We start from the raw sequence: 12,163 nt of genomic DNA on the forward strand, positions 1-12,163 counted from the left end.
CGGGAGAGCGGCATGAATATCTTGATCCTCGGCAGCGGCGGACGCGAGCACAGCCTGGCCTGGGCCGTTCTGCAAAACCCGAAATGCGACCGCCTGATCGTGGCGCCCGGCAATGCGGGCATCGCCGCCATCGCGGAATGCGCAAGCCTCGACATCATGGATGCGGGCGCGGTGGCGACCTTCGCCGAGGAAGAGGCCATCGACTTCGTCATCATCGGCCCCGAGGCGCCGCTCGCCGCCGGCGTGGCCGACCGGCTGCGCGAGGCGGGCATCCTGACCTTCGGCCCCTCCGCCGCCGCGGCGCAGCTCGAGGCGTCGAAAAGTTTCACCAAGCAGATCTGCGACGCCGCCGAGGCCCCGACCGCCGCCTACGCGCATTTCACCGATGCCGCCGCCGCGCGCGACCATGTCGCGACCCAAGGCGCGCCCATCGTCATCAAGGCCGACGGTCTCGCCGCCGGCAAGGGCGTCATCATCGCCGAGACGGTGGCCGAGGCGCAGGCCGCCATCGACGACATGTTCGGCGGTGCCTTCGGCGGCGCGGGCGCCGAGGTGGTCATCGAGGAGTTCATGACGGGCGAGGAGGCATCGCTCTTCGTGCTCTGCGACGGGACCGAGATCCTCTCCATCGGATCCGCGCAGGATCACAAGCGCGTCGGCGAGGGCGACACCGGACCCAATACCGGCGGCATGGGCGCCTATTCGCCCGCGCCGGTTCTGACGCCCGAGATCGAGGCCCTTGCGATGGACCGCATCGTGCGCCCCTGCGTCGAGGAAATGGCGCGGCGCGGGATGCCGTTTCAGGGCGTTCTCTACGCGGGCCTCATGATCGAAAACGGCCAGCCGCGCCTCGTGGAATACAACGTGCGGTTCGGCGATCCCGAATGCCAGGTTCTGATGATGCGCCTCGGCGCGCAGGCCTTCGATCTGATGCACGCCGCCGCCGAGGGGCGGCTGGCGGGCGCGCAGGTCAACTGGGCCGACGATCACGCGCTGACGGTGGTGATGGCCGCCGAGGGCTATCCAAGCGATTACGCGAAGGGCAGCGTGATCGGCGGGCTGGAGGCCTGCCCCGCCGACAGCTTCAACATGGTCTTTCATGCGGGCACGGCCGCGAAGGACGGCAAGATCACCGCGTCCGGCGGGCGCGTGCTCAACGTCACCGCGCGCGGCGCGTCCCTGCGCGAAGCTGCGGACCGCGCCTATGGGATGGTTGATCGCATTGATTGGCCCGAGGGCTTCTGCCGCCGCGACATCGGCTGGCGCGCGCTCTGACGCGGCCTCAGCCGGGGCAGCGAAGCGCGGGGGCAAGGCCCTCCGGCCCGAGCGGCCCGAGATCCGCGGCCTCGAGCCTGCCGCCGCGCAAGGAAATGGCCCTGATGTGCGTCCAATCGGCGCTCGCGAGGATCATCTCGCCCGAGCAGGCGCGCCAGCCTCCGGCGATGTAATTCCATCCGATGCGGTGGTTCGTGAGCCCGTCCATATCGGCAACATGGCTCAGCCCGCCCTCTTGCCAGCGCCACACGCGCAGCCGCTTGGCGAGATGCGGGCGGTCGATATAGGCCAGCTCCACCGCGCCGTCGCCGTCCATGTCCGCAATCCCGACCACGGCGAGCCAGCGATGACGCTGCCCGATATGGGGCGTTGCCGCCAGAAGACGCAGGGTGCCTCCCTCGGCGGAGAAAACGGCGAGCCGCGCGCCACGCTCGAAGTCGGCTTGCACGGCGATCACCTCGGGAAACCCGTCCCCCGTCACATCCGCAAAGCGCGGCGCGATATCCTCGAAGATATGGCCGGGCTGGCGCAGGCGCACCGGAGGACGGAGAGGATCAGGGGATGTAAGGCTCAGGAAATGCCACTCGGGCACGTCGCCCAGAACATCATGGCCATAGACCGGCCCCGATGGATCACGGACGAGGCAAACCTCGCCGACGGTCTGCCAGTCCGTCACGCAGGCGCGGGGCCCCGACAGGGCGGGCGCCGCTCCGGCCAGCCAGAGGCACAGCAGCGCCCACGCGCGGCGGGCGGCGCGTCGCAAGGGGCGCGAGGCAGGACGCCGCGCCCCCGCCATCTTCAGATCTGCTTTTCGGGCATCTGAACGACGAGGCCGTCAAGCTCGTCCGTCACCTTGATCTGGCAAGTCAGACGCGAGCGGACGGGATCGGGCTCATACGCGAAGTCGAGCATGTCCTCTTCCATGTCGTCCTTGGCCGGCACTTTCTCGACCCACGCGGGATCCACGTAAACATGGCAGGTCGAGCAGGCGCAGGCGCCACCGCAATCGGCCTCGATGCCCGGAATGTTGTTGTCGCGCGCGCCTTCCATCACGGTCAGGCCGTTGGGCACGTCGACCTCGTGCTTGGTCCCGTTATGCTCGATATAGGTGATCTTGGCCATGCTCGCGAACTCCCTTTTCTGGCGCTGCCGATTACCTAGCGGCCTCATGTCGCCCAGACCAGAAGATTCGCGCATTCCTTCGGTAAAGAGTTGCGCCAACTCCCGTTTGTTCTATTTTCGTTCCATGCAGAATCACGCACATTCCCCTGCCCCGGGCAGCGCCCCCGTTGCGGACTGGCCGCGCCCGCCCTCGGCGCTGGTCGCCGCCCGGCTGGGTCAGCCGCCCAGCGGCGCGCGAGTGACGGTGGCAGGCATCGTGATCCTGCGCCAGCGGCCCGGCACGGCGAAAGGCGTGATCTTTCTCACGCTCGAGGACGAGACGGGCGTGGTGAACGTGATCGTCTGGCGCAAGATGTACGAGACCTACAGGCGCGCCGTGATCTCGGGGCGGCTCTTGCGCGTCACGGGACGGGTGCAGCGCGATCATGGCGTCACCCACGTCATCGCCGAAGAGATCGAGGACATATCAGCGATGCTCGACAGCCTTCTGGACCCTGCATCGGCAGTTTGAGACCGCCGCACGCGGCCCGCCTTTCCCGCCCGGGAAAAAGCGTCTATCTTGCGCGAAACCCGGCACAAGACCGTCATTCGAGGCCCGCGCAGTGATCCCCCGCATCCTACCCTTGCTGGCAATGACGGCGCTGGCCGCCTGCACCGCGCCTCTTTCCGGCGCGCGCGAGCCGAACCTCGTGCAGACCCTGGCCGAGGCGCCCCCCGGCGCCTCCCCCGGCACCTGCTGGGGAAAGGTGGTCACGCCCGCCGTGATCGAGACGGTGACCGATCAGGTCCTGATCCAGCCCCCTGAGGTCTTGGCCGACGGCACCGTCACGCAGCCCGCGATCTACCGCACGGAGACGCGCCAGCAAATCGTGACAGAGCGGCAGGTGACTTGGTTCGAAACCCCCTGCCCGGCCGATCTCACGCCCGATTTCGTCTCGTCGCTGCAACGCGCGCTGAAGGCCCGCACGCTCTATCGCGGCGCGATCACGGGCGAGATGGATGCCCGCACCCGCGCCGCCGTGCGCAGCTACCAGGTGCCCGATGGGCTCGACAGCGGCATCCTGTCGATCGCCGCCGCGCGCAAGCTGGGCCTCGTCGCCGTGGAGTTGCCCGAGAGCGAGAGCTAGGTCAGCGCGCGCGTGATCGCGACGCCCGCCGTGGCCGATGTGCCTGTGAGGAACGTGCCCCAGGTAAAATCGGTCGCCACCATGCGCCATGTCCAGTCCTTGAGCGTGGCGAGGTTGGTGAACTCGTAGGTCCCGTAGGCCATGGCGCCGATGAGCGCGCCGGACGCGAACACCCAGAGCAGCGATTTGCCGTCCTGCAAGGCGGGCCAGCTCACGAACCACAAGAGCACACCGACATAGAAGGCATAGAACACCACCGCCGGCCCGATCCGGGGGCTGTCGAGCAAAAGCGGCGCGATATCCTTCTCGAAGGTCGGTTTGATGAGGTAGGTGAGCGCGATGTAGTCGAGGCCGAGAAAGACCACGAAGGACGCGACGTAGAGGATGAGGACGGTCATGAAATGCTCCGTTTGAAAGTCATGCCTCAACGCCGCGACAGGGCCTTTGGTTCGGCCTCAGACGATCCCGCCCTGAATCAGCCGCTCGGCGAGGGCCGCATAGGCCTTGGCCGCCGCGCTGTCCCCGGCGGCGATGGGCGTGCCAGAATCCCCCGCCATCCGGGTGTCGAGATCGATGGGCAGCGAGCCGAGGAAGGGAAGGTCCATCGCCTCGGCCTCCGCCTTGACGCCCCCATGCCCGAAGATCTGTTCTTCATGCCCGCATTTCGGACAGACATAGGTGCTCATGTTCTCGATCATGCCGAGGATCGGCGTCTTGAGCGTCGCGAACATGTCCATCGCCTTGCGCGCGTCGAGAAGCGCCACGTCCTGCGGGGTGGACACGATGATGGCGCCCGAAGGCTCGGCCTTCTGGCAGAGCGTCAACTGCACATCGCCGGTTCCCGGCGGCAGATCGACGATCAGAACATCCAGCTCGCCCCAGTTCACCTGAGAGATCATCTGCTGTAGCGCGCCCATGAGCATCGGCCCGCGCCAAACGACCGCCTTGGCCGGATCGAGCATGAGCCCGATCGACATGAGCGTGACGCCATGCGCGTGCAAAGGCTCGATCGTCTTGCCGTCCGGGCTGGCGGGACGTTTCGACACACCCATCATGCGCGGCTGGCTGGGACCGTAGATATCGGCGTCGAGCAGGCCCACCTTCTTGCCCGCCCGCGCCAGCGCCACGGCGAGGTTCGACGAAACGGTCGACTTGCCCACGCCCCCCTTGCCCGAGCCGACGGCGAGGATGGACTTGACGCTCGCCGGCTTCATCGAGCCTTGCTGCGGCTTGGGATGCCCCCCGATCTTGAGGCTGGGCGGCTCCTGGCCTCCGGCCGGACCCGCGGGTTGCGGCGGCGCCTTGGCGGCGGGCCCATGCGCGGTGAGCGCGGCCGAGACGGTGGTGACGCCCGGCAAGGTCGCAACGGCGCGCTCGGCGGCGGCGCGGACGTTCTCGATCTGGCGGGCGATTTCGGGGCTCGGCGCCTCGATCACGAAACGCACGGCGCCGCCCTCGACGCTCAGCGCGCGCACCCAGTCGCGCGACATCAGATCGCCGCCATCCGGAAGCTGAATGCGGGCCAGCTCTGCTTCGATATCGCTGCGCGTGACGGTCATGAACCCCTCCTGAATTTCCCTTGTCCATAGGTGGCGATTTTCCGGGCCGCGACAAGGGCGATCGGTCAAGCAGCACAAAAACCTGAAAATATCATGACGTTAGGTCACGTTTACTTATGCATTTTCTGCATAGCAGCATTGTGCAAGCTCGGGATTGTGCAGACGCAGCAACGCCGTATGTAAGGCCCAGAAACGAACACCAGAACGAGCGCCGAGGCCGATCCGCAGATCGGACGGCCCGAGCCGCTCGAAACACACGAAGGAACATAACATGAGCTATGCATCGCACGCCCATGCCGGTCGCGCCACCGCAGGTCACAGCCTCGCGGCCGCATTCAACGACATGAAGAACAAGATGGCCCGCCGCCGCGCCTATCGCCAGACCGTCAGCGCACTGTCGGATCTGAACGATCACGAGCTGGCCGATCTGGGCCTGAGCCGCAGCACCATCCCCAGCCACGCTTGGCAGGCAGTCTACGGCACGCGCCACCAGCGCTGAGTTTTCCGCCGCGCGCCAAGCGGCGCCGGCGACACCGGATCCGGATGCCTCACTCCTCCTCCCAAAGGCATCCGGGCATGGCGGCGGCCCCTCTCCTCCTCCCTGGGGGCCGCCGCTAACCTACCGCCCCAACGCGGGGCGGCCTGTCATGATGAGACGACCGAGAACCGGCGCGCCCCGATCAGGGCGGCGCCGGTTCCTTGCATTCGAGGGATGAGTATTTGAGCCAAGATGAAGACAGGGGCGCACGCGCCGCCGTCGGTCAGCCTTCGGGGATGTTGAGCATGTGGCGCTCGCCGCGCGCCTCGGCCAGAGCGATCTGTTTCTGACGCTCGCGAAAGCGCGTCTTGTCCGCCTCGCTCGTCTCGTTCTTGCAATGGTGACAGGAGACGCCCTGCTCGTATTCGAGGCGCTGCATGTCCTCGGGCAGGATCGGGCGGCGGCAGGCATGGCAGAGCAGATGCGGCCCCTCGGCGAGGCCGTGGCCGACCGAGACGCGCCCGTCGAAGACGAAGCATTCGCCCTGCCAGGCACTCTCGGCCTCGGGGATCTCCTCGAGATATTTCAGGATGCCGCCCTTGAGGTGATAGACCTCCTCGACCCCCTGCCCCAGCAGATAGTTCGTCGATTTCTCGCAGCGGATGCCGCCGGTGCAGAACATCGCGATCCGCTTGTTGTGAAAGCGGTGCCTGTTCTCCTCCCACCACGCGGGAAAGTCGCGGAAGCTGGCGGTCTGCGGGTCGATAGCGCCTTGAAACGTGCCGATGGCCACTTCGTAATCGTTGCGGGTGTCGATCACCGCGACATCGGGCGCAGCGATGAGCGCGTTCCAATCGGCGGGCGCGACGTAATGCCCGGCGCGGGCGCGCGGATCGACATCGGGCTGGCCCATCGTCACGATCTCGCGCTTGAGGCGCACCTTAAGCCTGCCGAAGGGCTGAAGCGCGCGCGTGCTTTCCTTGTGCTCGAGCGCCTCGCAGCCCGGCCAGCCGCGCAGATGCGCCAGAACTGCGTCGATGCCCTCACGCGGGCCGGCGATGGTGCCGTTGACACCCTCCTCGGCAAGGATGAGCGATCCGGTGATCCCCTTCGCACGGCAAAGCTCGAGGAGCGGGCCCTGCAAGGCGGCGGGATCGGGCAGGCGGCAGAAGTGATAGAGCGCGGCGATGGTGTACATGCGCCGCGATTTACGCCCTCGTGCGCCGCGCGGCAAGGGCCGCATCGTTGACGCCGCCAGCCCCCGCGCCTACCCATGGGACGGAGGAGACGCCCATGACCCATGCCCTCATCGTGATCGACATGCAGATGGATTTCTGCCCCGGCGGCGCGCTCGCCGTGACGGGCGGCGACGAGATCGTCGAGGGAATCAACGCGCGCACGGCCGATTTCGGCACAGTCGTGCTGACGCAGGACTGGCACCCGGCGGGCCATTCCTCCTTCGCCTCGAGCCATCCCGGCGCGGCGCCGCTCGACGTGATCGACATGCCTTACGGGCGGCAGGTGCTCTGGCCCGATCACTGCGTGCAAGGCAGCGAGGGCGCGCGCTTTCACGCGGGGCTGAGCATCGATCGGGCGGACTTGGTCCTGCGCAAGGGCGCCAATCCCGCGATCGACAGCTATTCGGCCTTCTTCGAGAACGACCGCGAAACACCCACCGGCCTGCACGGCTATCTGACGGAGCGCGGCATCACGCATCTCACGATGGTCGGCCTTGCGCTCGATTTTTGCGTGAACTTTTCGGCCGTGGACGCCGCGCGGCTGGGCTATGACGTGAGCGTCGAGACCGCGCTCTGCCGCGGCATCGATGTCGGCGGCTCGATGGACGCGGCCCTGACCGGAATGCGCGAGGCTGGCGCCCACCTCGTCGGCGCCTAGCCGCGCACGAGCCGCATCGTGATCGCGGCGGCCGCTGCGCCCGCGACATCCGCCACGAGATCGGCCCATTCGGCGCTGCGCCCCACATGCGGCTGCACGAGCTCGATCACCCCGCCGAACGCCCCTGCCCCCGCGATGATCCACAGCCACCAGCCCGGCCGCGCATAGCCGAGCGGGAGCGCCAGCAGGGCGAAGCCCGCGACATGCTGCCATTTGTCGCTGCCGGGTGGGCCGATCTGCGGCACGCCGGGGCTGAGCGTCACGGCCAGAAGCGCCGCCGCGATCAGAAACGTCACCGACCAGGCGATCGGGAGGGACGCGGCAGGCGTACCCGGGCGGGCGTCGTCGGGGGTATGGGGCGTCTTGGTCATGATCGGGCGGTTCTGACGCCAGCGCGCGCGAGTGACAAGAGCCACTCGCCATGTCGGCGCAAGATCGCTATACCGCCACGCAACCCGGCCCGCAGAGGCAGGCGAGGCCGCAAGGCAGGAAACAAGGGACAGCCATGACGCGCAAGATTTTCGGAACGGACGGTATTCGCGGCACCGCCAACACCTTTCCGATGACCGCCGACATGGCGCTGCGAATCGGCGCGTCGGCAGGTCGGCATTTCCGGCGTGACGGATCGAACGGGCACCGCGTCGTGATCGGCAAGGATACGCGCCGATCGGGCTACATGCTCGAGAACGCGCTCACCGCGGGCCTGACCTCGACCGGCATGAATGTGCTGCTGCTCGGCCCCGTGCCCACGCCCGCCGTCGGATTTCTCACCCGCTCGATGCGCGCCGATCTCGGCATCATGATCTCGGCCAGCCATAATCCGCATCACGACAACGGGATCAAGTTCTTCGGGCCAGACGGCTTCAAGCTGAGCGACGAGGCCGAGGGTGAGATCGAGCGGATCCTCGCCGGGGAGATACAGCCCGCCAAGCCGATGAATATCGGCCGCGCCAAGCGCATCGAGGACGGCAAGGGGCGCTATGTCGAATATGCCAAGACAACGATTCCCCGCGCGACCCGGCTGACCGGGCTGAAGGTCGTTCTCGATTGCGCCAACGGCGCCGCCTACAAGGCCGCGCCCGAGGCGCTCTGGGAGCTGGGCGCCGAGGTGATCGAAATCGGCGTCTCGCCCGATGGCTACAACATCAATCTCGGCTGCGGATCGACGGCACCTGACGCGGCCTCGGAAGCCGTGCTGCGCCATGGCGCGGATCTGGGAATCTGCCTCGATGGCGATGCGGACCGGATCGTGCTCATCGACGAGATGGGCCGTGTCGCGGACGGCGATCAGATCATGGCCCTCTTCGCGCGCATCTGGGCCGAGGCGGGAACGCTGGCCGGTGGCGCGCTGGTGGCGACGGTCATGTCCAATCTCGGGCTCGAGCGGTATCTCGAAGGGATCGGCCTCAGGCTCGAGCGCACCAAGGTGGGCGATCGCCATGTCGTCGAGCGGATGCGCAGCGGCGGCTTCAACCTCGGCGGCGAGCAATCGGGCCATATCGTCATGAGCGATCACGCGACGACCGGCGACGGCCTTGTCGCCGCGCTCCAGTTCCTCGCGGCGATGACCAATTGTGGTGCACCCGCAAGCCAGCTTCTCAAGAGTTTCGATCCGGTGCCGCAACTTCTGGAGAATGTGAAGCTGGAGGCCGGCACCGCGCCTCTGGACGATGCCGAGGTCAAATCCGTGATCGCCGAGCAGGAGAAGCGCCTCACCGGCAAGGGCCGCCTTCTGATCCGTGCGTCGGGTACCGAGCCGCTGATCCGCGTGATGGCCGAATGCGAGGACGAGGCGATGCTGCGCGATGTCGTCGCCACAATCGCCGAGGCGGTGCGCCGCTCGGGCTAGGCGGCCTCAGCGCCGGGCATACCAGCTGCTCGAGGCGTGCCTGCGCGTGTAGAATTCGCCCATCAGTCCGATCATGGTCAGCGTGATCGCCACGATGATCGGATATTCGATGTTCGAATTGTTCGGTGAATAATTGACGAAGACGAAGCCGCGCGCCTGATCGATCGTATGAAAGAGCGGGTTCCAATCGAACATGCGCAGCATGTATCCCGGCAGCATGTTCGCGACGAACATCTTGCCCGAGGCGATCATGTTCGCGCGCTGATAGACGGTGGTGAAGGTCGAAACGAAGGTCGGGAACCACGGCTTGAGCGCCAGAAGCACCAGCCCGATCGCCGCACCCGTGAACCATGACAGAAGGAGCATGCCCATCGCGGGGAAGGGATACTCGACCTCGAACGGCGTGACCGCGACGTGATAGGCGAAAAGGATGAGCGCCATCGAGAGCACCTGGATGTAGAGCGATCCGAGCGCCGCCGAGGTGATCGAGATGGCCGTCGTCATCGGCGCGTGCTTCATCATCGGAGAGGACGGCCCTTCCGAGCCGACCACGGCGCCCAGCGCCTTGATATGCGTCAGGAAGAGAAAGATCCCGGACATGATGTAGAGCAGAAAATCCCCGCGCAGCGCGGCGCCCCGAAGGCCGAGGATCGAGAACATCACGTAGAAGGCCGCGAGGAAGACCAGCGCCTGAAGGATGTTCAGCCCGATCGCCATGAGCGCGTTGCCATGCGTCTTACGCACTTCGCGCACCGTCGAATGGTAGATCAGCTCGAGGATGGACACCGCCGAGTGCAGTTTCGATCGGTGATGCATTTGCTGGAACATCGCGCGCCGCCTGTGAGGTCCTGCCGGTGTGTCACGGATTTCTTGTCGTTCCGTTAGCGACGGACCATAAGGGGCGCAGCCCCGTCCCGCAACACCGCGTTACGGCGAGCCGACCCGAGCGAAGGAGACCCCACCTTGGATTACGCGAAACTCACCGATGTCATGCGGCGCCTCGCGCTCGAGGCGGGCGATGCGATCATGGAGATCTACGGTCAGGACGATTTCGACGTGAAGTCCAAATCCGACGACAGCCCCGTGACCGCCGCCGACGAGGCCGCGGATGCCCTCATCTCCGCCGGGCTGCGCGCCGCGTTTCCGGACGTGGCTCTGGTGACCGAAGAGCAGGCGGCCTCGCACACCGTCGAAGCCGAGACCTTCCTGATCGTCGATCCTCTGGACGGAACGAAGGAATTCGTGCATCGGCGCGGCGACTTCACCGTCAATATCGCCCTGGTGGAAAAGGGTGTGCCGACGCGCGGCGTCGTCTATGCCCCCGCCAAGAAGCGCATGTTCTACACCTTGCCCGACGGCAGCAGCGTCGAGGAGACGGGCGCGCTCGCCAAGATTGCGCCGGGGCCGCAGTCGCCGATACGCGTGTCGGATCCCGATAACGGCGCGCTGATGGTCGTCGCGTCGAAATCGCACCGCGACCAGGCGACGGACGACTACATCGCGAAATATGCCGTCAAGGACATGAAAAGCGCGGGAAGCTCTCTCAAGTTCTGCCTCGTCGCCACGGGCGAAGCCGATCTCTATCCGCGCGTCGGGCGCACAATGGAGTGGGATACCGCCGCCGGTCACGCCGTCCTGAACGGCGCTGGTGGACGCGTGGTGCGCTTCGACGATCACGCGCCGCTGACTTATGGCAAGCCCGGCTATGCCAATCCGTTTTTCATCGCGCACGCCCCCGCGGTCCAGCTCGAATTGCCCTGAGGGCGGCCCTGCGGCGTTGTCGCAATGCCGCACTGGGTAAAAATCTTAACCTTTCGGCCCGATATTCGGCATGATCTTGCAGCAAACCGTGCGCGGTGCCGTTTGATGTGAGATAAGGAAGAAAAAAATATAGTTGAGAGGGCATCGATGCGGGCGAAAGTGACGAAGGCGATTTTTCCGGTGGCCGGGCTTGGGACAAGGTTCCTGCCCGCGACGAAATCGGTTCCCAAGGAAATCATGACGCTCGTGGACCGGCCGCTGGTGCAATACGCCATCGACGAGGCGCGCGCCGCCGGCATCAAGGAATTCATCTTCGTGACCTCGCGCGGCAAGGGCGCGCTCGAGGATTATTTCGACAACGCTCCGCAGCTCGAGCGGGAGCTGCGCAAGAAGGGCAAGACCGAGCTTCTCGATATCCTGAAATCGACCAACATGGACTCGGGCGAGATCGCCTACATGCGCCAGCACAAGCCCCTCGGCCTCGGCCACGCGGTCTGGTGCGCGCGCCGTCTCATCGGGAACGAGCCCTTCGCCGTGATCCTTCCCGATGACGTGATCGCCGCGGAAAAGCCTTGCCTGCAACAGATGGTCGAGGCGTTCGACGAAACCCAGAGCAATATCGTAGCCGCGATGGATGTGCCCGATGACCGCGCTTCGGCCTACGGCATCCTCGATATCAAGGAAGACATGGGCGCGCTGGTCTCGACCAAGGGAATGGTCGAGAAGCCCGCCTTCGGCACGCAGCCATCGAACCTCGCGGTGATCGGCCGCTATATCCTCACGCCCACCGTCCTCCAGATGCTGAACAAGAAGACGGTCGGCGCGGGCGGCGAGATTCAACTGACCGATGCGATCGCGGAGGCGCGCAACAGCGGCGAGGAGGTCTATGGCTTCCGCTTCAAGGGGCACCGCTACGATTGCGGCTCGAAGGCGGGGTTCCTCCAGGCGACCGTCGCCTTCGCCCTCGCACGCGACGATCTGCGCGACGATCTGCAAGCGTTTCTGAACGATCTCGCCTTGCAGGCCGTGCCGGCCTAGCCCGGCGATCTGGACTTCGCGCCGCGCAGGCGCGATCCTTCCACCGATGGGGCAAGGC

General features: G+C 66.2%; 15 protein-coding genes. 8 read left to right on the forward strand and 7 right to left on the reverse strand.

The features are described 5' to 3' along the window. The first annotated feature begins 12 nt into the window (after positions 1-12). Positions 13-1,275, forward strand: coding sequence for a phosphoribosylamine--glycine ligase (purD, locus tag ACGRVM_RS10670; protein ID WP_377171439.1), 1,263 nt, complete (start codon positions 13-15; stop codon positions 1,273-1,275). Between the two features lie 7 nt (positions 1,276-1,282). Here the strand turns inward: purD and ACGRVM_RS10675 are convergent, their stop codons facing one another. Beyond that, positions 1,283-2,038: an FG-GAP repeat domain-containing protein gene (locus ACGRVM_RS10675; protein WP_377171441.1), complete on the reverse strand. Its 756-nt coding sequence runs from the start codon at positions 2,036-2,038 to the stop codon at positions 1,283-1,285. A gap of 35 nt (positions 2,039-2,073) precedes the next feature. Then, the gene (locus tag ACGRVM_RS10680) at positions 2,074-2,397 is read right to left on the reverse strand and encodes a 2Fe-2S iron-sulfur cluster-binding protein (protein WP_377171443.1); all 324 of its coding nucleotides are present in this window, start codon (positions 2,395-2,397) and stop codon (positions 2,074-2,076) included. A gap of 124 nt (positions 2,398-2,521) precedes the next feature. Here ACGRVM_RS10680 and ACGRVM_RS10685 point away from each other — a divergent pair, with 124 nt between their 5' ends. Together ACGRVM_RS10685 and ACGRVM_RS10690 are read left to right on the forward strand one after the other, a co-directional pair. Continuing rightward, positions 2,522-2,908 (forward strand): OB-fold nucleic acid binding domain-containing protein, encoded by a 387-nt coding sequence (locus ACGRVM_RS10685; RefSeq protein WP_377171445.1) that lies wholly within the window; start codon positions 2,522-2,524, stop codon positions 2,906-2,908. 121 nt (positions 2,909-3,029) lie between these two features. Next, entirely contained in the window at positions 3,030-3,524 is a 495-nt protein-coding gene (locus ACGRVM_RS10690) for a peptidoglycan-binding domain-containing protein (RefSeq protein ID WP_377171447.1), read from the forward strand. Here ACGRVM_RS10690 and ACGRVM_RS10695 read toward each other — a convergent pair. Both ACGRVM_RS10695 and ACGRVM_RS10700 read right to left on the reverse strand, forming a co-directional pair. Beyond that, positions 3,521-3,922, reverse strand: coding sequence for a DUF2177 family protein (locus ACGRVM_RS10695; protein WP_377171449.1), 402 nt, complete (start codon positions 3,920-3,922; stop codon positions 3,521-3,523). The genes ACGRVM_RS10690 and ACGRVM_RS10695 overlap by 4 nt on opposite strands. A gap of 57 nt (positions 3,923-3,979) precedes the next feature. Continuing rightward, positions 3,980-5,083: an Mrp/NBP35 family ATP-binding protein gene (locus ACGRVM_RS10700; RefSeq protein ID WP_377171451.1), complete on the reverse strand. Its 1,104-nt coding sequence runs from the start codon at positions 5,081-5,083 to the stop codon at positions 3,980-3,982. A gap of 271 nt (positions 5,084-5,354) precedes the next feature. Between ACGRVM_RS10700 and ACGRVM_RS10705 the strand changes: the two genes are divergently transcribed. After that, complete coding sequence (locus tag ACGRVM_RS10705) at positions 5,355-5,582, forward strand: DUF1127 domain-containing protein (protein ID WP_377171453.1); 228 nt, start codon at positions 5,355-5,357, stop codon at positions 5,580-5,582. Between the two features lie 262 nt (positions 5,583-5,844). Here the strand turns inward: ACGRVM_RS10705 and trhO are convergent, their stop codons facing one another. Beyond that, positions 5,845-6,759, reverse strand: a complete 915-nt coding sequence (gene trhO, locus ACGRVM_RS10710) for an oxygen-dependent tRNA uridine(34) hydroxylase TrhO (protein WP_377171455.1) — start codon at positions 6,757-6,759, stop codon at positions 5,845-5,847. 95 nt (positions 6,760-6,854) lie between these two features. Between trhO and pncA the strand changes: the two genes are divergently transcribed. Then, positions 6,855-7,457 (forward strand): bifunctional nicotinamidase/pyrazinamidase, encoded by a 603-nt coding sequence (gene pncA, locus ACGRVM_RS10715; protein ID WP_377171457.1) that lies wholly within the window; start codon positions 6,855-6,857, stop codon positions 7,455-7,457. On the opposite strand, the gene ACGRVM_RS10720 is transcribed toward pncA, so the two are convergent. Continuing rightward, positions 7,454-7,873, reverse strand: a complete 420-nt coding sequence (locus ACGRVM_RS10720) for a VanZ family protein (protein WP_394624056.1) — start codon at positions 7,871-7,873, stop codon at positions 7,454-7,456. The two genes, pncA and ACGRVM_RS10720, sit on opposite strands and share 4 nt — an antisense overlap. Before the next feature lie 89 nt (positions 7,874-7,962). On the opposite strand from ACGRVM_RS10720, the gene glmM reads away from it, so the two are divergent. Further along, positions 7,963-9,306: a phosphoglucosamine mutase gene (gene glmM / locus ACGRVM_RS10725; protein ID WP_377171461.1), complete on the forward strand. Its 1,344-nt coding sequence runs from the start codon at positions 7,963-7,965 to the stop codon at positions 9,304-9,306. 6 nt (positions 9,307-9,312) lie between these two features. Here glmM and ACGRVM_RS10730 read toward each other — a convergent pair whose 3' ends face one another. Beyond that, positions 9,313-10,134, reverse strand: coding sequence for an ABC transporter permease (locus tag ACGRVM_RS10730; RefSeq protein ID WP_377171463.1), 822 nt, complete (start codon positions 10,132-10,134; stop codon positions 9,313-9,315). A gap of 135 nt (positions 10,135-10,269) precedes the next feature. Between ACGRVM_RS10730 and cysQ the strand changes: the two genes are divergently transcribed. Together cysQ and ACGRVM_RS10740 are read left to right on the forward strand one after the other, a co-directional pair. After that, positions 10,270-11,067 (forward strand): 3'(2'),5'-bisphosphate nucleotidase CysQ, encoded by a 798-nt coding sequence (gene cysQ, locus ACGRVM_RS10735; protein ID WP_377171465.1) that lies wholly within the window; start codon positions 10,270-10,272, stop codon positions 11,065-11,067. Between the two features lie 147 nt (positions 11,068-11,214). Next, complete coding sequence (locus ACGRVM_RS10740; RefSeq protein ID WP_377171468.1) at positions 11,215-12,105, forward strand: UTP--glucose-1-phosphate uridylyltransferase; 891 nt, start codon at positions 11,215-11,217, stop codon at positions 12,103-12,105. Positions 12,106-12,163 lie beyond the last annotated feature (58 nt).

This window comes from Roseovarius aquimarinus (assembly GCF_043661195.1).
In the GTDB taxonomy this organism is placed as follows: Bacteria; Pseudomonadota; Alphaproteobacteria; order Rhodobacterales; family Rhodobacteraceae; genus Roseovarius; species Roseovarius aquimarinus.

What these genes read in the sequence shown, in the direction of transcription:
- glmM (WP_377171461.1), top strand. Translation starts at nt 7,963, where the DNA reads ATGACGCGCAAGATTTTCGGAACGGACGGTATTCGCGGCACCGCCAAC.
- ACGRVM_RS10705 (WP_377171453.1), top strand. Translation starts at nt 5,355, where the DNA reads ATGAGCTATGCATCGCACGCCCATGCCGGTCGCGCCACCGCAGGTCAC.
- ACGRVM_RS10695 (WP_377171449.1), bottom strand. Translation starts at nt 3,922, where the DNA reads ATGACCGTCCTCATCCTCTACGTCGCGTCCTTCGTGGTCTTTCTCGGC.
- ACGRVM_RS10740 (WP_377171468.1), top strand. Translation starts at nt 11,215, where the DNA reads ATGCGGGCGAAAGTGACGAAGGCGATTTTTCCGGTGGCCGGGCTTGGG.
- pncA (WP_377171457.1), top strand. Translation starts at nt 6,855, where the DNA reads ATGACCCATGCCCTCATCGTGATCGACATGCAGATGGATTTCTGCCCC.
- purD (WP_377171439.1), top strand. Translation starts at nt 13, where the DNA reads ATGAATATCTTGATCCTCGGCAGCGGCGGACGCGAGCACAGCCTGGCC.
- ACGRVM_RS10730 (WP_377171463.1), bottom strand. Translation starts at nt 10,134, where the DNA reads ATGTTCCAGCAAATGCATCACCGATCGAAACTGCACTCGGCGGTGTCC.
- ACGRVM_RS10700 (WP_377171451.1), bottom strand. Translation starts at nt 5,083, where the DNA reads ATGACCGTCACGCGCAGCGATATCGAAGCAGAGCTGGCCCGCATTCAG.
- trhO (WP_377171455.1), bottom strand. Translation starts at nt 6,759, where the DNA reads ATGTACACCATCGCCGCGCTCTATCACTTCTGCCGCCTGCCCGATCCC.
- ACGRVM_RS10690 (WP_377171447.1), top strand. Translation starts at nt 3,030, where the DNA reads ATGACGGCGCTGGCCGCCTGCACCGCGCCTCTTTCCGGCGCGCGCGAG.
- ACGRVM_RS10680 (WP_377171443.1), bottom strand. Translation starts at nt 2,397, where the DNA reads ATGGCCAAGATCACCTATATCGAGCATAACGGGACCAAGCACGAGGTC.
- ACGRVM_RS10685 (WP_377171445.1), top strand. Translation starts at nt 2,522, where the DNA reads ATGCAGAATCACGCACATTCCCCTGCCCCGGGCAGCGCCCCCGTTGCG.